This is a genomic window from Roseateles sp. So40a (genome assembly GCF_048081605.1).
Classification (GTDB): Bacteria; Pseudomonadota; Gammaproteobacteria; order Burkholderiales; family Burkholderiaceae_C; genus Roseateles.
Map to the genome: position 1 here is coordinate 1,628,410 of NZ_CP182288.1, position 16,972 is coordinate 1,645,381.

Sequence of the window (16,972 nt, forward strand, 5' to 3'; positions counted from 1 at the left end):
CCTAGCTCGTTCGGGCGGGTGGTCCGCACAGAGCCCTCACCCCAACCCCTCTCCCGCTTCGCGGGCGAGGGGCCTCCCACAGGTGGGCGTCGGGGCTCCCTCGCCCGCAAAGCGGGAGAGGGCGGGGGGTGAGGGCTCGCGGCAGTCAGCCGATGTCCTCCCGATCCCACGGCGGCACCTCGCCGAAACGCTCGACGCAGAAGTCGATCAGCGCGCGGACCTTGGGACTGGGATAGCGGCTCGGCAGATAGACCGCGTAGAGGACGTTGGCCTCGGCCGGCCCGCCCATCGGGGTCCAGTCCGGCAGCAGGGCGACGAGCCGTCCCTCGCGCAGGTCACGCCCGATCGCATAGGTCGGCAACACCGCCAGCCCCATGCCCGCGAGCGCCGCCACCCGCAGCGATTCGCTGCTGTTGGCGGTCAGGCCGCTCTCGAAGCGCAGCGCGCCGGAGATCTCCACCTCCTGCTCCCCGTGCTCGCCATGCCGGAAGCGCCAGCGTTCCGGCGCGTGCAGATAGCCGAAGCGCAGACACCGGTGCCCGGCCAGCGCCGCGACCGACGTCGGCGTCCCCTGCGCCGCGAGGTAGGCGGGCGACGCGCACAGCACGAAGCGGATGTCGGCCAGCCGGCGCGCGACCAGCCCGGGACTGGGCCGGCCGGTCAGCCGCAGCACCACGTCGAATCCCTCCTCGGCCAGATCGACGTAGCGGTCGTTGAGCCCCAGCACCACCTGCAGCTGCGGATGGCGCGCGCAGAACTCGGTGATCAGCGTGGTGAATTGCAGGTTGCCGAAGGCGGTGGAGGTGCTCAGCCGCAGCACGCCGCGGGGCTGCTCGCGCTGGCCGGCGAGCTCGGCATCCAGCGCCTGCGCCTCCTCCAGCAAGCGCTGCGCGCGTTCATAGACCCCGCGTCCCTCGGCGGTCGGGCTGATGCTGCGGGTCGTGCGATGCAGCAGACGCGTGCCGAGCTGCTGCTCCAGCCGCGCCACCTGCTTGCTGACCGCCGACTTGGTCGCGCCCAGCAGCTTGGCCGCGCCCGAGAAGCTGCGCGCGTCCACGACGCGGGCGAAGGCTTGCAGGTCTTCCAGACGTCCCATGGAGATCTCCGATCCAGGCTTGGATTGTTCTCGATCTGGAAACTCTAAAACGAATCGACAGCGGATTGTGTCCAGAAGCTGCCTTTTCCAGAATCCAGCCATCGACCTTCATGCCTGGAGTCGCCATGTCCACCACGCTCTCGACCCCTGTTTCAGCCCCGCGTCCAGCCGGGCGACCCGCAGCGCCCGCCGTGCGGCCGCCGGCCTCCGATCGCCTCGGCGCGCTGGTCGCGCTGAGCCTGCCCGCGCTGTTCATCCTGCTGTGGAGCACCGGCTACGTGGCCGGCAAGCTCGCCCTGCCGCATGCCGGCCCGTTCACGCTGCTGGCGCTGCGTTTCGGCCTGGCCGCGGCGGTGCTGCTCGGCGTCTCGCTGGCCACCGGCGCACCCTGGCCGAAGACGCCGCGCGCCTGGATCCACCTGGGCGTCGTGGGCCTGCTGATGCAGGTGCTGCATTTCTCGGGCGTCTACTGCGCGATCGCCTGGGGCCTGCCCACCGGCGTGGCGGCCTTGCTGATCGGGCTGATGCCGCTGGCCACGGCGCTGGGCGCGCACCTGTGGCTGGCCGAGCGCATGGGCACGGGGCAGTGGCTGGGGATGCTCGGCGGACTGGCCGGCGTGGGGCTGGTGCTGCTCGACCGGCCGCTGGGCGGCGGCGCCTGGGCCGCCTACGGCGCGGGACTGCTGGGCCTGGCCGGGCTGGTCGCCGGGACGCTGTACCAGAAGCGCTTCTGCGCCGGCATGGACCTGCGCACCGGCAGCGGCATCCAGATGGCGGTGTCGACGCTGGCGGTGACGGCCCTCGCGCTGTGGCGTGAGCCGGGCGTCGCGGACTGGAGCGCCGAGCTCATCGGGGCGACGCTCTGGCTGGGCCTGGTGAACTCCATCGGCGCCTTCAGCCTGATGTTCGTGATGATCCGGCGCGGCCAGGCGGGCGCGGTGGCCCGGCTCTTCTACCTGATCCCCGGCGTGTCCGCGCTGATGGGCGTGGCGCTGCTGGGCGAGCACCTCGGGGCGCTGACGCTGGCCGGTTTCGTGGTCGCGGCGGCGTCGGTGGGGCTGGGCGCGATGACCTCCGCCAAGACCTCGGCCAAGACGCCTGCCAAGACACCGACGCGCGCGCCGGGACAACCCGGAGAAGCAGGACGATAATCGCCGGTCCTTTTCCGCGTTTCCGTGTCCGAGAGGACACGCGCCGCCGCCATGAAGCACCTCGACCATCCGCAGCACGACCGCGAAGTCGGCTCCGCCGACACCACCCGCGACGCCACCCGCACCGACGACACCCGCATCGACGCGGTCCGCCCGCTGATCTCGCCGGCGCTGCTGCTGGACGAGCTGCCGCTGCCCGAGGCCTCGCTGAGCGTCGTCGAGACCGCCCGCCGCGAGATCAGCGACGTGCTGCACGGGCGCGACGACCGGCTGCTGTGCGTGGTCGGCCCGTGCTCCATCCACGACCACGACCAGGCGATGGACTACGCCCGGCTGCTCAAGGACCTGCGCGGCGAGCTCCAGCAGGACCTGCTGATCGTGATGCGCGTGTACTTCGAGAAGCCGCGCACGACGGTGGGCTGGAAGGGCTACATCAACGACCCGCACCTGGACGGCAGCTTCCACATGAACGAGGGCCTGCGCCTCGCGCGCCAGCTGCTGCTGGACGTGACCGCGCTGGGCCTGCCCGCGGGCACCGAGTTCCTGGACCTGCTGTCGCCGCAGTACATCTCCGACCTGATCGCCTGGGGCGCCATCGGCGCGCGCACCACCGAGAGCCAGAGCCATCGCCAGCTGGCGTCGGGCCTGTCCTGCCCGGTGGGCTTCAAGAACGGCACGGACGGCTCGGTGAAGATCGCCGCCGACGCGGTGCTGGCCGCGCGCGCGAGCCACGCCTTCATGGGCATGACCAAGATGGGCCTGGCCGCGATCTTCGAGACCCGCGGCAACGACGACTGCCACCTGATCCTGCGCGGCGGCAAGGCGCCGAACTACGACGCGGCCTCGGTGCAGTCCGCCGCCGAGGTGCTGAAGGCGGCCGGCCTGCCGCAGCAGCTCATGATCGACTTCTCCCACGCCAATTCGTCCAAGAAGTTCGAGCGCCAGATCGACGTCGGCCAGGACGTGGGCGCGCAGATCGCCGGCGGCGACACGCGCATCACCGGCGTGATGATCGAGTCCCACCTGCAGCCGGGCCGCCAGGACCTGCTCGCGGGCCAGACCAAGGCGGACCTGCTCCCCGGCGTGTCGATCACCGACGCCTGCCTGGGCTGGAGCCAGACCGAGCCGCTGCTGCGCTCGCTGGCGGCTTCGGTGCGTCAGCGCCGCGATCGCCGCGGCGCCTGACCCGGACCGCGCCGACCGCCCATGGGCGAGCTGCTGACCGCGTGGGCGGCCCATCCGTGGGCCTACCCGGCGTGTGCGGTCGTGCATCTGATCGGCGTGGGCGCGCTGTTCGGCGGCCTGCTGATCTTCGAGTTGCGGACCCTGGGCGTTCGAGCCGATATCGATCCGGGCGCGCTGGCGCGTCTGGCCATCCCGGCCGCGCTGGCCGGTTTCGCGCTGTGCGCGGTGTCGGGCGCGGCCATGTTCTCGTTCCAGCCGGAGGAGCTCTGGGTCAATCCCGCGCTGCGGGTGAAGGTCGCGTTGATCGCCCTGGCCGGCCTGAACGCCGCGTGGTTCCACCTGCGCGGCGGCGTGCGGGCGCAGGACCGGCTCGGCCGCTGGCAATGCCTGCTGTCGTTGGGGATTTGGGTCGCTGTCATCATCTGCGGGCGCTGGATCGCCTTCGTCTGACCCCCGGCGCATCCTTCAAGGAGGCTTCGATGGAACGACGCTCGATGGACCGGCCCTCGATGGACCGGCGCGCCCTGCTGGCCGCGCTCGCGGCCGCGCCCTGGATCCCGCTGACCGCTCGGGCCCATCACGGCTGGAGCAGCTTCGACCAGGACCGCCCGCTCTACCTGGAAGGCCGCGCGCTCAAGGTGTCCTGGCGCAATCCGCATGCGGAACTCGATCTGGAACTGCCCGAGCGGCCCGTGCTGCCGGCCGATCTCGCGCAGCGGACGCTGCCGGCCCAGACGACCGCGGTCGATGGCGCGTCGCTGCTGGCCAAGGCGCAACTGCCCACGCGGCGTGACCGCCGCTGGGAGGTGGAGCTGGCGCCGCTCACGCGGCTGGAGTCCTGGCGCGTCGCGGAGATCAAGCCCGGCACCGCGCTGTCGGTGATCGGTTTCGCCGCGCCGGGCGAGCAGGGCGCCGCGGTGCTGCGCGCCGAGTACCTGTTCGTCGACGGCAAGGCCTACGGGCTGCGGTCGTCGCCGGCCTGAGCCGCGGCCAGCGCGGCGCCGTTTGCGACGGGTGGCGACGTCTCGCGCCACACAGCGGCACTTCGTCGCGCGGCGCTGCCCAGGCCGCCGGCCGGTTCCTAGAGTGCGCTCCATCGATCAACGACTGGAGCCCTCGATGACCTTCGCCCCTCACTCGCGCCGCCTCCCGGCCTCCGCCGTCCGTTCCCGCCTGCTGGCGCCGATGCTGGCCGTGCTGCTCGTCGCAGCGGGCGCCCAGGCCCGCGCGGCCGACCTCGAGCTGGAGGTCAGCGGCCTCGCCGCCTCTGCGGGCACCGCTGCCACCGCAGCCGACAGCGGCATGCTGATGGTCGCCGTCTTCGACGCGCAGGGCTGGCTGCGCAAGCCCGTGGCGGTGGACCGCCAGTCGGTCTCGGCGGCCAAGGACGGCAAGCTCGTGCTGCGCCTGACCGGTCTGCCCGACGTCCCGATCGCCGTCAGCGTGTTCCAGGACCTCAACGGCAACGGCAAGCTCGACATGAACCCGATGGGCATGCCGATCGAGCCCTTCGCGTTCTCGCGTCAGGCCCAGGGCAACTTCGGCCCGCCGAGCTTCGAGCAGGCCGTGCTGCCGGCCGGCACCGCGCGCCACGAGATCCGCCTGCCGGCGCAATGAGGGAGCTCGCCATGCAACACCGCAGGGACTGGATGCGGGGCACGCTGCGCCTGGGGGCCGGCGCGCTGGGCGCGACGGCGTTGGCCACGGGCTCGACCTGGGCGAGGGCGGCCGAGCTGCTCTCGGCCACCGCGCATGAGACGGGCGCCGCCGCGCTGTCGGCCGCGGACTTCGAGCGCGCGGTCGCCGAGGCGCCCGAGCTGCTGCCGCTGCGCGGCTGGTCGGGCGAGGACCGCGAGGCGGCCGAGCTGCGCATCGAGGGGCGCTGGCCGCGCGAGCTGCGCGGCACGCTCTATCGCAACGGCCCCGGGCTGATGAGCCGCGGCGGCGAGCGCTACCGTCATTGGTTCGACGGCGACGGGCTCGTGCAGGCCTGGCGATTCGAGGAGGGGCGCGCGCGGCATCAGGCGCGTTTCGTGCGCACCGCCAAGTTCGAGGCCGAGCAGGCTGCCGGGCGTTTCCTGCTGCCCGCGCTGGGCACGGCGATCCCGCCGCAACGGCCCATCACCGGGCCGGACAGTCTGAATGTCGCCAACACCAGCGTGCTGCGCGTTCAGGACCGCCTGTATGCGCTGTGGGAAGGCGGCAGCGCCTATGAGCTGGACCCGGAGACGCTCGCCACGCGCGGCGTGAAGACCTGGGCGCCGGAGCTGCGCGGCATGCCGTTCTCGGCGCATCCCAAGGTCGAGCCCGATGGCACGGTCTGGAACTTCGGCACCAGCGCGAGACACCTGTCGGTGTTCCGGCTGGGCGCGGACGGCGCGCTCCGCGAGCACCGGATGCTGACGCTGCCGATGCCGGCGATGGTGCATGACTTCGCGGTGTCGGCGCGTCACCTGGTGTTCCTGCTGGCACCGATCGGGCAGGACCGGGCCGCGCTGCGTGGCGGGCAGAGCATGGCGGCGTCGATGACCTGGCGGGCGGGCGACGCCACGCGCGTCCTGGTGCTGGACAAGGACACGCTGACGCCGCGCTGGTACGAGCTGCCCGCCAGCCTGGTCTTCCACTTCGCCAATGCCTTCGAGGACGGCGGCGAGCTGGTGGTGGATTACGCCGAGGCGGCCCCGCTGCCCGAATTCCAGGCACGCATCGAGTTGCTGATGGCGGGCCGGCGTCACCGGGCCACTGTGTCGCAGCCGCGGCGCCTACGCCTGCCGCTGGACGGCGGGGCGGCGCGGCTCGCGCGGCGGGACGAGGCGATGGAGTTCCCGGTGGTCGACCCGCGCGTAGTCGGACAGCGGCATCGCTACGTCTATGCGCCCACGCGCATCGCCGGCGATGAGCGCTGGGGTTTCGACGGGGTGATGCGCCTGGACATGGACCAGGGCCGGCGCGACCGGTTCCGGTTCGACGAGGACGTGTTGATCGAGGAGCAGCTGCTGGTGCCGCGTCCTGGCAGCGCGCGGGAGGGTCAGGGCTGGCTGCTGGGCCTGGGTTACGACGTCCGGCGCCAGCGCAGCTTCGCCAGCGTCTTCGACGCGGAACGCCTGGGCGATGGACCGCTCGCGCGCGCCTGGCTGCCGTACTGGGTGCCGCTCGGGTTCCATGGACGGTTCCATGCGGGGTGAGGGTGGGTGAGCCTGGGGGGAGCGAGAAGCGGGCCGGGGGCAGACAGCGATAATCCCCGCTTTCCTCCGCAGCACCCCCACGTCCATGACCCAAGACGAATTGAAGACCCTGGTCGGCCAGGCCGCATTGCAGTACGTGACGCCCGACACCATCGTCGGCGTGGGCACCGGCTCGACCGTCGACAAGTTCATCGACGCCCTGGCCGCCAGCGGCGTGCGCATCGCCGGCGCGGTGTCGAGCTCGACGCGCAGCACCGCCCGCATGCAGGCCCTGGGCATCCCCGTGCTGGATGCCGCCGAGGTCGAGTCGCTGCAGGTCTACATCGACGGCGCCGACGAGATCGACCGCCAGGGCCACATGGTCAAGGGCGGCGGCGCGGCGCTCACCCGCGAGAAGATCGTCGCCGACCTCGCCAAGACCTTCGTCTGCATCGCCGACGAGAGCAAGCTCGTGGACGTGCTCGGCGCCTTCCCGCTGCCCGTGGAGGTCATCCCCATGGCCGCCGCCCAGATCGCCCGCCGCTTCCGCGCCATGGGCGCCGATCCGGTGCTGCGCAAGGACTGCGTGACCGACAACAGCTGTCACATCCTCGACGTCAAGGGCCTGAAGATCACCGATCCGGTCGCCTTCGAAGCCGAAGTCACCCAGTGGCCGGGCGTGGTCACCGTCGGTGTCTTCGCCCGCAACAAGGCCGCCGTGTGCCTGCTGGGCACCTCGCAGGGCGTCAAGACGCTGGATTTCTGAGGATCGCGTCCTGCGCGTCCTGCGCGTCCGGCGCGCCCGGCATCGGCGGTTCCGGTGAGGAACCGTGGCTTCGCGGCAAATTTCCGGTTTCTCCGGGCCTGCCGCGTTGACCGTGCCGGATGCGGCGCGCAAGATGCCTCGCCATGGGGATCCGTCTTGATGAGATCAGCACCTGGCGGACCGCCGTCGAGCGGGGCGCCTTCGGCGTCTGGGACCTGAATCCGCCGCTGGAGCTGGTGCATTACTCGCCGCGCTGGAAGGAGCACTTGGGCTATCCGCACCCGGATCAGCCCGACAGCACCGCGTTCTGGCGCTGCCGCGTCCATCCCGAGGACCTGCCGCCGATGATGGTCGCGTTGCGCGAGCACTTCGACGGCTTCACCGACAGCTACGAGCAGCGCTTCCGCCTGCGCAGCAACGGCTCGGGCTACCGCACTGTGTACTCCCGCGGCCGCGTCGTGGCCCGCGACCACCGCGGCAACGTGCTGCGCATGGTGGGCACGATGGTGGATCTCACGGCCCGGCCCGTCGTGCCCTTCGACGACCGCTTCCTGGGCCACGACTTCTCGCCCTCGGCCCTGGGCTGCACGCCGTTCCACGCACTGCTCGCGGACGCCACCGCGCCGCTGCTCGATCAGGTGTCGGAGATGCTCGCGGCGTCCTTCGAGCAGGCGATGGCGGTCGGTTGATCAGGTCACCGGCGCCGGGTTGAACAGGACCAGCGCGTTGGCCAGGCCGTGCTGCTCGGCCCACGTCTTCTTGCCGGACGCGACGTCCAGCATCATCCGGAACATCTCCCAGCCCATCTCCTGGATGGACTTCTCACCGTCGGCGATCTGGCCGGCGTTGATGTCCATCAGGTCGAACCAGCGCCGTGCCAGGTCGCTGCGCGTGGCGACCTTGATCACCGGGCATTCCGCCAGGCCGTAGGGCGTGCCGCGGCCGGTCGTGAACACATGCAGGTTCATGCCCGCGGCCAGCTGCAGCGTGCCGCAGATGAAGTCGCTGGCCGGCGTGGCCGCGTAGATCAGCCCGCGCTGGTCGCGCCGGAGCTTGTCGCCCGGCGCGAGCACGCCCGAGATCGCCGAGCTGCCGCTCTTGACGATGGACCCCATCGCCTTCTCGACGATGTTGGACAGGCCGCCCTTCTTGTTGCCCGGCGTCGTGTTGGCGCTGCGGTCAACGCTGCCGCGCTGCAGGTAGGCGTCGTACCAGGCCATCTCGCGGACCATGGCCTCGGCCACCTCCGGCGAGGCGGCGCGCGAGGTCAGCTGCGCGATGCCGTCGCGGACCTCGGTGTTCTCGCTGAACATCACCGTCGCGCCCGCGCGCACCAGCAGGTCCGCGCAGAAGCCCACCGTCGGGTTGGCGGTGACGCCGGAGAACGCATCGCTGCCGCCGCACTGCACGCCCACGACGAGCTCCGACGCGGGCACCGTCTCGCGACGGCGCGCGTTCAGGCGCTCGAGGTGGACCTTGGCCTGCGCCATCACCGAGTCGATCATCGACATGAACCCGACGTGCTTCGCATCCTGCAGGCAGACGACATCGAGCGGCTCGCCGTTGGCCGTCGTCTCGCCACGTTGATCCGCGATCGGGATCACGCCGGGTGGCATCAGCCGCTCGGGCTGGAGCTTCTCGCAGCCCAGGCTGACCACCATCACCTCGCCGCCGAAGTTCGGGTTGAGGCTGATGTTGCGCACCGTGCGGATCGGGATCACCGCGTCGGGCGCATCGATCGCCACCCCGCAGCCGTAGCTGTGCGCGAGCCCGACGACGTCGTCGACGTTGGGGTACTTCGGCAGCAGCTCCTGCTTGATGCGCTCGACGGCGAACTCGACGACGCCCGCGACGCATTGCACCGTCTGCGTGATCGCCAGGATGTTGCGCGTGCCCACCGAGCCGTCCGCGTTGCGGTAACCCTCGAAGGTGTAGCCCGTCAGCGGCGCCATCTCGGGCGCCTTCACCGTGGCGATCGGCAGGCCCTCGAGCTCGCGCGCCGGCGGCATGCGCAGCAGCCGCTCGTGGACCCAGCTGCCGGCGGGGATGTCCTGCAGCGCGTAGCCGATGGGCACGTGGTAGCGCAGCACCGCGGTGTCGGCGGGGAGGTCGACCAGCGCGACCTTGTGGCCTTGCGGCACGTGATTGCGCAGCACCAGTCCGGACGGCAGCACCGTGCCCTCGGGAAGTCCGCCGTCGTTGGCGACGATGGCGACGTTGTCGGCCTCGTGCATCTGGATGGTCAGCGGGGAGGTGATCATGGAGAGTTCCTGGGTCAGGTCTACCTGGGTGAGGCCAGCAGCGGGATCGGCGCGGTCAGACCGGCTTGAGCTCGACCCGCTTGATCTCGCCGACGATGAGCAGGTAGCTCAGCACGGCCACCAGCGCATGCGCGCCGACGAAGACGAGCGCGCCGTTGAACGAGTGCGTCGTCTGCACGATGTAGCCGATGACGATCGGCGTGACGATGCCCGCGACATTGCCGAAGGTGTTGAACAGCGCGCCCGACAGGCCCGCGATCTCCTTGGGCGAGGTGTCCGACACCACCGCCCAGCCCAGCGCGCCCAGGCCCTTGCCGAAGAAGGCCAGCGCCATGATGCCCACGACGACCGCCTCGATGCCCACGTAGTTGCACGCGATCATCGACGTCGACAGCAGCATGCCCACGACGATCGGCACCTTGCGGGCGAAGGTCAGCGAGTGTCCGCGGCGCAGCAGCCAGTCCGAGATCACGCCGCCCAGCACGCCGCCCGCGAAGCCGCAGATCGCGGGCAGTGCCGCGACGATGCCGGCGTTGAGCAGCGACATGCCGCGCTCCTTGACCAGGTAGATGGGGAACCAGGTCAGGAAGAAGTAGGTCAGCACGTTCACGCAGTACTGCGCGATGTACACGCCCATCAGCATGCGGTTGCCCAGCAGCTGCTTGAGATAACCGAGCTTGGGGCCCGACGCGGCCTTGCCCGCGCCGCCTGCGCTGCCCGCGAGCAGCGCGCCGCCCGCCTCGATGTGATCGCGCTCGGCGCGCGTGATGGTCGGGTGATCGGCCGGGCTGTTGTGCATCGTGCGCATCCACACGACGCTCATCACGATGCCCAGGCCGCCCATGAAGTAGAAGACCTCGGACCAGCCGATGGCGTGCACGATCCAGGCCATGATCGGCGCGAAGAGCACCGTGGCGAAGTACTGCGCGGAGTTGAAGATCGCCGAGGCGGTGCCGCGTTCCTTCACCGGGAACCACGCAGCAACCATGCGGCCGTTGGCGGGGAAGGAGGGCGATTCGGCCAGCCCGACCATCAGCCGCATCAGGAACAGCGCCGACACCGCCAGCGGCAGGCCGAAGAGCATCTGGTCCATGCCCATGTGATGCACGCTGCCCTGCAGCATCGTGAACAGCGACCACAGCAGGATGCTCCACGCATAGACCTGCTTGGCGCCGAACTTGTCCAGCAGCCAGCCGCCGGGCAACTGGCCTAGCACGTAGGACCAGCTGAAGGCCGAGAAGATGAAGCCCATCTGCACGGCGTCGATGCCGAGCTCCTTGGACAGGACCGGGCCCGCGACACCGACCGTGGCGCGGTCCGCGTAGTTCAGCACCGTGACGATGAAGATCATCGCCAGCACGCCGAAGCGCGCGCGACCGATGCCGCCCGCGGCGGGGGAGGAAAGGGATAACTGCATGTTGTCTCCGGATCGTATCGAGGGCCGGTCTGCGCCGGCTTCCGTCATGCCATCTGTCGGGGCGCGGGCCTGGACCCCGCGCCGCCGTCATGCCTGCATCACACGTGGATCACGTGTGCGATCACGCCTGTGATCACGCTTGTGCGTAGGCGGTCTTCACCGTCGTGTAGAACTCCGCGGCGTACTTGCCCTGCTCGCGCGGGCCGTAGCTGGAGGACTTCCGGCCGCCGAAGGGCACGTGGTAATCGACGCCCGCCGTGGGCAGGTTGACCATCACCATGCCGGCCTGCGCGTGGCGCTTGAAGTGCGTCGCGTGCTTGAGCGAGGTGGTGGCGATGCCGGTGGCCAGCCCGAACGGCGTGTCGTTGGCCAGGGCCAGCGCCTCGTCGTAGTCGCGGACCTTGATCACGCTCACCACCGGGCCGAAGACCTCTTCCTGGTTGATGCGCATCGCGGGCGCGGTCTCGGTGAAGAGCGCCGGCGTCAGGTAGAAACCGGGCGCGCCCGCGCTGCTGGTGGGCAGCGCCTCGCCGCCGGCAGCCAGGGTCGCCCCCTCGGCCTTGGCGATGGCGATGTACTCCAGGTCCTGCGCGAGCTGGCGCTCGTCGACGACCGGACCGATGTCGGTGCCGGCCTTGCGCGCGTCGTCGACCTTGAGCGTCTTCATGCGCTCGACCACGGCGGCGACGAAGCGGTCATGGATGCCCTCGGTGACGATCAGGCGCGAGGACGCCGTGCAGCGCTGGCCCGTGGAGAAGAAGCCGCTGTTGACCGCGGCCGCGACGGCCACGTCGAGGTCGGCGTCGTCGAGCACGACGAACGGGTTCTTGCCGCCCATCTCCAGCTGGAACTTCGCGCCGCGCGCCACGCAGGCCGCGGCCACGCGCTGGCCGGTGGCCACGCTGCCGGTGAAGCTGATCGCGTCGACCTGGCGGTTCTCGAGCAGCTCGGCGCCGACCTCCGAGCCGCGGCCCATGACGAGGTTGAACACGCCGTCGGGCAGGCCCGCGCGCTTGAGGATGTCGGCCAGGTGCCAGGCCGAGCCGGGCACCAGGTCCGCGGGCTTGAGCACGACGCTGTTGCCGAAGGCCAGCGCGGGCGCGATCTTCCAGGCGGGGATCGCGATGGGGAAGTTCCACGGCGTGATCAGGCCGACCACGCCCAGCGGCTCACGCGTGACTTCCACGCCCACGCCCGGACGCACCGAGGGGATCACCTCGCCGCCCACGCGCAGCGCCTCGCCGGCGAAGAACTTGAAGATGTTGCCCGCGCGCACGACCTCGCCGATCGCCTCGGGCAGGGTCTTGCCTTCCTCGCGGGCGAGCAGGTCGCCGAGCTCGGCGCGGCGCGCCAGGATCTCGGTGCCGGCGGCGTCGAGCACGTCGAAGCGCTGCTGCGGCGTGGCCACGCTCCACTTGCCGAAGGCCGCGCGCGCGGCGGCGATGGCGGCGCGGGCTTGCGCGACGTCGGACTGCGCGTACTCGCCGATCACGTCGCGCGTGTCGCTGGGGTTGATGTTGCGGGAAGCGCGCGGGCCGTCGACCCATTCGCCGTTGATGAGGTTCTTGAACATGCGGGACTGCTCTCTCTGCGTCGGGATCGGGGACGCGTGGCGACCGGCCGCGCGTTCCCCAGGAAGACTTACTGCGGGCCGAGCTTGGAGATCAGCGCGCCCAGCTCGTCGACCTCGGCGGCCTTCAGGTCCGACAGCGGCGGACGCACCGGACCGGCGGTGTGGCCGATCAGCGTGGCGCCGGCCTTCACGATGGAGACCGCGTAGCCGTGGCCCTTGTTGCGCAGCGCGATGTAGGGCAGGAAGAACTCGCGGATCAGGCGATCCGTCGTGGCGGTGTCGCCCGAGGCGTGCGCGTTGTAGAAGTCGATGGCCGTCTTGGGGATGAAGTTGAAGACGGCCGACGAGTACACCGGGCAGCCCATCGCGCGATACGCGCCGGCGAAGACCTCGGCGGTGGGCAGGCCGCCCAGGTAGCTGAAGCGGTCGCCCAGCTGCTGGCGGATGGAGACGAAGGACTCGATGTCGCCGATGCCGTCCTTGAAGCCGATCAGGTTGGGGCAGGTGTCGGCCAGCTTGAGCAGCGATTCGGGCGTCAGGCGGCAGGCGCCGCGGTTGTAGACGATGACGCCGAACTTGACGCTGCGGCACACGGCCTGCACGTGGGCGACCAGGCCCTCCTGCGAGGCCTCGGTCAGATAGTGCGGCAGCAGCAGGATGCCCTGCGCGCCCAGGCGCTCGGCTTCCTGCGCGTACTGGATGGCCACACGGGTCGGGCCGCCGGCGCCGGCGATGATGGGCATCCGGCCCTTGCAGGTCTCGACGGCCACGCGGATGACGTCGCTGTACTCCTTGGGCTCCAGCGAGAAGAACTCGCCCGTGCCGCCGGCCGCGAACAGCGCGGTGGCGCCGTAGGGCATCAGCCATTCCAGGCGATCGGCGTAGGGCTTGGCCGCGAAGTTCAGCTGGGCGTCGAAGTCGGTCAGCGGGAACGACAGCAGGCCGTGGGAGATGATGGTTTTGAGGTCTTGGGGCGAGGTCATGAGGGGCTTGTCTCCGTGGATGCAACAGCACTGGCGGCCGACGTCGCACCTCGCCGCGATGGGCTTGGTACCGGTACCAGCTTGCGACGAATGGTAGCGATACCAGTGGCGTCGTTCAAGCAGATGTCCGACAACTGCGGGTAATCACCTAATTGATCTTCGCGCGCGGTCATCGGCTTCATCGGCGCCGGCGGCCTCAGCGACTTCATCGCCGTATCCCCCATCCGGGGACCCTCTTTGCGGTTGCCTCCTTGGAGGGACCACTTCAGAGGGGGGAGAGCTAGGGGTGTCGAGCGCGGGAACGGCCACCTACAACGGGGAGGCGTCTTTCACGCGTTACCCAACCAGGAGGCCCACATGAAGTCCGACACCCGTTCTGCGTTCCAGCAGCAAGTCATCGAAGCGCTCGTCGAGAGCAAGGCCATCAACGTCTCCGCCGTCGGCGCGACCTTCGCGAAGTTCGGCGAGCGGGCCCTGCTGCACGGCGAGACCCTCGTCACCATCGTCAACCGCAATGCCATCTGGAACTGCGGCTGGCCCGGCCCCGAGCTCGACATCGTCCGCAACGCGCGGCAGTTCAACGAGTGACGTCATGAGCGCGGTCGTGTCGATGCCCGCGGTCCGGCGGGTGGCAGGCAGGAGGCCGGCACCGGTCCGGCATCGGGACGACCTGCTCGGGCGGGTGCACCTGGCGGTGCGCATGGCCCGGCGCGCGGTGAAGGCCGCGGTGAACCGGGAGGTCCTGAATGGGGAGGAGTCGGCAAGCGCGGCGTGTCATCCGCCGCCGCTGGTGCCGGCCAAGGTCGTGGGCGAGTCCGCGATGCTGCTGCGCATGACCGCACCGCTGCGCGGGCTGGACGAGACGCTCGATGTCGAGTCCCGCCTGCTCGCGGTGCAACTGGTGCCGCAGGCGCGGGGAGGGCGCGTGCGCGAGCGGCTCTGCCATGAGCCGGGACGCGCGCTGGAGCATGCGTCGGCGCATCTGTTCCTCAGCGACGCCGGATATCCGGACGAGGCCTTCGATCGATTGCTGGCCGGTGTCGTCGAGGGCAATGCGGTCCAGGGGTCGGAGCGCCTGCCCAATCACCTGCTGGAGGGCGAGTGGCTGGACCAGATCTGGCGCGGGCGCGTCGACGCCGAGCCGGCGGACGCGGCGCTGCTCGATCGCACCTGCCTGGGCTGGCCGCTGGACGTGCTGGGGTGCTCGACGCTGGATCTCTACCTGTTCACGCATGTGGTGATGTACGCGTCGGACATGGGCCGGCGCGCGGTGGTCCTGCCGCGTGAGCCGGTGGACATCCTCGCGGAGGTGGAGGCGGCGCTCGCGGCCGCGCTGGACGCGGACAACCTCGACCTCGCCGCGGAGCTGCTCTGGACCTGGCCGATGCTGCGCCAGCCCTGGAGTCCGGTGGCTAGCTTCGCCTACGGCGTGCTCGCGCGCGAGCAGGACGAGCTCGGGTTCCTGCCCGGACCGGACTACGAGCGCTGGGCGAGGCAGCCGGCAGGGCAGGACGCGATGTCGCATGAGGACCTCGTGCTGCGCAGTTCGTACCACGCGACCTTCGTGATGGGCATGTTGTGCGCCGCGGCCTTGCTGCCCGGCGGTGGGGGCCGCGCGGCCGCCGGCCCCGTGATCCCGCTGCCGGACGGCATGGCCGATCAAGCGGATCGACCAGATCAACCTGATGGACCTGATCGAGCCGCATGGCCTCGATGGCAACGGGCCTTCGAGGCGCTCGACGACGCGGCGCGATCGCGGCTCGCGTCCTTGTCGGTCAGCGTGCGTTTCCGGCGCGCGGCGGCGACGGGGGACATCAACGCGCTGCGCGAGGTCCTGGCGTCGACGCTGGACGAGCACGGCGCGGACGGTCCGTCCGCGCGGCAGGCGCTGAGGAAGCTGCAACGGGCGATGGCGATCGTGCGCGCGTCTGGTGCATCGGGTGTGTCGACTGCATCGGGCGCGTCTTCCTTGCAACGCTGAGCGGCGCGGCGAGCCGTGCTTCGCACGAAGTTCCCTGCATTCGCCCATAACGTCGATTGGTTACATGCGGGTTCACCCGTGTTGGCAACAATGGCCAGCCTTTGTTGTCTGACCTCTTGAGCCCTTGCTGACCATGCCTCTTGCCTCGTCCTTCGCGCTGCCTCTTCGTGCCCGCCGCCTGTTCGCGCTGATTTGCCTGGCGGCGGCTCCGGCCGCGCAGGCCGACATCGTCGTCGGCCAGGTCGCGCCGTTCTCCGGCCCGCAGGCGGTGACCGGCAAGGCGATCCACGCGGGCGCGAAGCTGTGGATCGACGAGGTCAACGCCAAGGGCGGCATTCGCGGGCAGCGGATCAAGCTGGTCACGCGCGATGACGCGCAGAAGCCCGAGGAGACGGTGCGCCTGGTCAAGGAGCTGATCGCGCAGGAATCGCCGACGGCGCTGATCGGCACGGTCGGCACGTCCAACCTCGAGGCGCTCAAGCAGGACGGCGTTCTGGAGAAGAGCCGGGTGTCGATGCTCGGCGCGGTGTCGGGCGCGACGAGCGTGCTGACCGCGCGCGGCCTGTATCCGGTCAAGGCCAGTTATCGCGAGGAAGTGGAACGGCTGTTCAAGCAACTCGCCGAGACGGGCCGCAGGCGCGTGGGCATCGTGTTCCAGGACGACGGCCTGGGCCGTGACGCGCTGGCCGGGGCGCAGGTCTCGGCCAAGACGTACGGGCTGACGCTGGTGGCGCAGTCCGGGTACGCGCGTAACACGGTCGAGGTGGGCAAGGCGGTCGACGAGATGGTCAAGCAGACGCCCGATGTGATCTTCCTCGCCGCGACGACGGCGGCGGCGATCGAGTTCACGACGCGCTACCAGGCCGCGGGTGGTCGAGCGGGTCTGTATGGCATGTCGATCATCGACGTGCAGGCGCTGCTGGCGAAGATGGGTCCGGAGAAGGCGCGGGGCTTCGCGTTCTCGCTGGTGCTGCCGACGGATGACCGGGCGGACCGCGAGGTGGTGCGGGACTATGTGCGCCTGCGTCAGGGCTCGAAGGACGCGGACCTGTCGGGCCGCTCGCTGGAGGGCTTCATCGCGGCGAAGGCGCTGGTGCGGGCGCTGGAGCGTACGACGGCGCCGGGCGCGGCGGGCCTGTCGGACACGCTGGAGCGGGGCTTCGATGTGGACGTCGGCGGCCACCGCCTGACCTTCGGCAAGGGCCAGGCCCCGTCGCGCTACGTCGACTTCGCCGTGCTGGGCGCGGGGGGGCGGTTGATGCGGTGAGGCTTGCGGCCTTGCTGCGTTGAGGTGGGGCAGGGCGGTGTCGGCGGCGTCCATCGTCCCGTCTTGTTGTCATCGACGCTTCAATCTCTACTGATTTGTGCAGGAGCGCCTGGGGCGCGAATGCAACG

The 16,972-nt window shown here is 70.5% G+C and carries 16 protein-coding genes; 11 read left to right on the forward strand and 5 right to left on the reverse strand.

The window, feature by feature from the left end; genetic code table 11:
• Nucleotides 1-145: 145 nt before the first annotated feature.
• Nucleotides 146-1,096 carry a LysR family transcriptional regulator gene (locus tag ACNI65_RS07570; protein WP_416762162.1) on the reverse strand — a complete coding sequence of 317 codons (951 nt, stop codon included), beginning with the start codon at nucleotides 1,094-1,096 and terminating at the stop codon, nucleotides 146-148.
• Between the two features lie 125 nt (nucleotides 1,097-1,221).
• On the opposite strand from ACNI65_RS07570, the gene ACNI65_RS07575 reads away from it, so the two are divergent.
• The 8 genes from ACNI65_RS07575 (at nucleotide 1,222) to ACNI65_RS07610 (ending at nucleotide 8,051) form a co-directional block, all read left to right on the forward strand.
• Entirely contained in the window at nucleotides 1,222-2,247 is a 1,026-nt protein-coding gene (locus ACNI65_RS07575; RefSeq protein ID WP_416762164.1) for a DMT family transporter, read from the forward strand.
• A gap of 51 nt (nucleotides 2,248-2,298) precedes the next feature.
• Nucleotides 2,299-3,432 (forward strand): 3-deoxy-7-phosphoheptulonate synthase, encoded by a 1,134-nt coding sequence (locus tag ACNI65_RS07580; RefSeq protein ID WP_416762165.1) that lies wholly within the window; start codon nucleotides 2,299-2,301, stop codon nucleotides 3,430-3,432.
• A 21-nt stretch (nucleotides 3,433-3,453) separates the two neighbouring features.
• Complete coding sequence (locus ACNI65_RS07585; protein ID WP_416762166.1) at nucleotides 3,454-3,882, forward strand: hypothetical protein; 429 nt, start codon at nucleotides 3,454-3,456, stop codon at nucleotides 3,880-3,882.
• 59 nt (nucleotides 3,883-3,941) lie between these two features.
• Nucleotides 3,942-4,415: a DUF6152 family protein gene (locus tag ACNI65_RS07590; protein ID WP_416763586.1), complete on the forward strand. Its 474-nt coding sequence runs from the start codon at nucleotides 3,942-3,944 to the stop codon at nucleotides 4,413-4,415.
• Nucleotides 4,416-4,551: 136 nt separating this feature from the next.
• Nucleotides 4,552-5,049, forward strand: coding sequence for a DUF2141 domain-containing protein (locus tag ACNI65_RS07595; protein WP_416762167.1), 498 nt, complete (start codon nucleotides 4,552-4,554; stop codon nucleotides 5,047-5,049).
• Between the two features lie 11 nt (nucleotides 5,050-5,060).
• Nucleotides 5,061-6,617 (forward strand): carotenoid oxygenase family protein, encoded by a 1,557-nt coding sequence (locus ACNI65_RS07600; RefSeq protein ID WP_416762169.1) that lies wholly within the window; start codon nucleotides 5,061-5,063, stop codon nucleotides 6,615-6,617.
• Between the two features lie 85 nt (nucleotides 6,618-6,702).
• On the forward strand, nucleotides 6,703-7,362 hold the full coding sequence (gene rpiA, locus ACNI65_RS07605; protein ID WP_416762171.1) for a ribose-5-phosphate isomerase RpiA: 660 nt from the start codon (nucleotides 6,703-6,705) through the stop codon (nucleotides 7,360-7,362).
• A gap of 143 nt (nucleotides 7,363-7,505) precedes the next feature.
• Complete coding sequence (locus ACNI65_RS07610) at nucleotides 7,506-8,051, forward strand: PAS domain-containing protein (RefSeq protein WP_416762172.1); 546 nt, start codon at nucleotides 7,506-7,508, stop codon at nucleotides 8,049-8,051.
• On the opposite strand, the gene garD is transcribed toward ACNI65_RS07610, so the two are convergent.
• From garD to kdgD, 4 genes are all read right to left on the reverse strand, one after another.
• Nucleotides 8,052-9,623: a galactarate dehydratase gene (gene garD / locus ACNI65_RS07615; protein ID WP_416762173.1), complete on the reverse strand. Its 1,572-nt coding sequence runs from the start codon at nucleotides 9,621-9,623 to the stop codon at nucleotides 8,052-8,054.
• Between the two features lie 55 nt (nucleotides 9,624-9,678).
• Nucleotides 9,679-11,040, reverse strand: a complete 1,362-nt coding sequence (locus tag ACNI65_RS07620) for an MFS transporter (RefSeq protein WP_416762174.1) — start codon at nucleotides 11,038-11,040, stop codon at nucleotides 9,679-9,681.
• A 133-nt stretch (nucleotides 11,041-11,173) separates the two neighbouring features.
• On the reverse strand, nucleotides 11,174-12,613 hold the full coding sequence (locus ACNI65_RS07625) for an aldehyde dehydrogenase family protein (RefSeq protein WP_416762175.1): 1,440 nt from the start codon (nucleotides 12,611-12,613) through the stop codon (nucleotides 11,174-11,176).
• Between the two features lie 68 nt (nucleotides 12,614-12,681).
• The gene (kdgD, locus tag ACNI65_RS07630; RefSeq protein WP_416762176.1) at nucleotides 12,682-13,596 is read right to left on the reverse strand and encodes a 5-dehydro-4-deoxyglucarate dehydratase; all 915 of its coding nucleotides are present in this window, start codon (nucleotides 13,594-13,596) and stop codon (nucleotides 12,682-12,684) included.
• A gap of 357 nt (nucleotides 13,597-13,953) precedes the next feature.
• Here kdgD and ACNI65_RS07635 point away from each other — a divergent pair, with 357 nt between their 5' ends.
• The 3 genes from ACNI65_RS07635 (at nucleotide 13,954) to ACNI65_RS07645 (ending at nucleotide 16,844) form a co-directional block, all read left to right on the forward strand.
• On the forward strand, nucleotides 13,954-14,184 hold the full coding sequence (locus tag ACNI65_RS07635; RefSeq protein WP_416762177.1) for a hypothetical protein: 231 nt from the start codon (nucleotides 13,954-13,956) through the stop codon (nucleotides 14,182-14,184).
• Nucleotides 14,185-14,188: 4 nt separating this feature from the next.
• Nucleotides 14,189-15,577, forward strand: coding sequence for a DUF6895 family protein (locus ACNI65_RS07640; protein WP_416762178.1), 1,389 nt, complete (start codon nucleotides 14,189-14,191; stop codon nucleotides 15,575-15,577).
• A gap of 133 nt (nucleotides 15,578-15,710) precedes the next feature.
• Nucleotides 15,711-16,844, forward strand: a complete 1,134-nt coding sequence (locus ACNI65_RS07645) for an ABC transporter substrate-binding protein (protein ID WP_416762180.1) — start codon at nucleotides 15,711-15,713, stop codon at nucleotides 16,842-16,844.
• The last annotated feature ends 128 nt before the right edge of the window (nucleotides 16,845-16,972 follow it).

Coding starts and splice junctions, on each gene's coding strand:
- ACNI65_RS07600 (WP_416762169.1), top strand. CDS start 5,061: ATGCAACACCGCAGGGACTGGATGCGGGGCACGCTGCGCCTGGGGGCC.
- ACNI65_RS07640 (WP_416762178.1), top strand. CDS start 14,189: ATGAGCGCGGTCGTGTCGATGCCCGCGGTCCGGCGGGTGGCAGGCAGG.
- ACNI65_RS07635 (WP_416762177.1), top strand. CDS start 13,954: ATGAAGTCCGACACCCGTTCTGCGTTCCAGCAGCAAGTCATCGAAGCG.
- ACNI65_RS07575 (WP_416762164.1), top strand. CDS start 1,222: ATGTCCACCACGCTCTCGACCCCTGTTTCAGCCCCGCGTCCAGCCGGG.
- ACNI65_RS07585 (WP_416762166.1), top strand. CDS start 3,454: ATGGGCGAGCTGCTGACCGCGTGGGCGGCCCATCCGTGGGCCTACCCG.
- ACNI65_RS07590 (WP_416763586.1), top strand. CDS start 3,942: ATGGACCGGCGCGCCCTGCTGGCCGCGCTCGCGGCCGCGCCCTGGATC.
- ACNI65_RS07570 (WP_416762162.1), bottom strand. CDS start 1,096: ATGGGACGTCTGGAAGACCTGCAAGCCTTCGCCCGCGTCGTGGACGCG.
- ACNI65_RS07645 (WP_416762180.1), top strand. CDS start 15,711: ATGCCTCTTGCCTCGTCCTTCGCGCTGCCTCTTCGTGCCCGCCGCCTG.
- ACNI65_RS07620 (WP_416762174.1), bottom strand. CDS start 11,040: ATGCAGTTATCCCTTTCCTCCCCCGCCGCGGGCGGCATCGGTCGCGCG.
- garD (WP_416762173.1), bottom strand. CDS start 9,623: ATGATCACCTCCCCGCTGACCATCCAGATGCACGAGGCCGACAACGTC.
- ACNI65_RS07580 (WP_416762165.1), top strand. CDS start 2,299: ATGAAGCACCTCGACCATCCGCAGCACGACCGCGAAGTCGGCTCCGCC.
- ACNI65_RS07625 (WP_416762175.1), bottom strand. CDS start 12,613: ATGTTCAAGAACCTCATCAACGGCGAATGGGTCGACGGCCCGCGCGCT.
- ACNI65_RS07595 (WP_416762167.1), top strand. CDS start 4,552: ATGACCTTCGCCCCTCACTCGCGCCGCCTCCCGGCCTCCGCCGTCCGT.
- rpiA (WP_416762171.1), top strand. CDS start 6,703: ATGACCCAAGACGAATTGAAGACCCTGGTCGGCCAGGCCGCATTGCAG.
- ACNI65_RS07610 (WP_416762172.1), top strand. CDS start 7,506: ATGGGGATCCGTCTTGATGAGATCAGCACCTGGCGGACCGCCGTCGAG.
- kdgD (WP_416762176.1), bottom strand. CDS start 13,596: ATGACCTCGCCCCAAGACCTCAAAACCATCATCTCCCACGGCCTGCTG.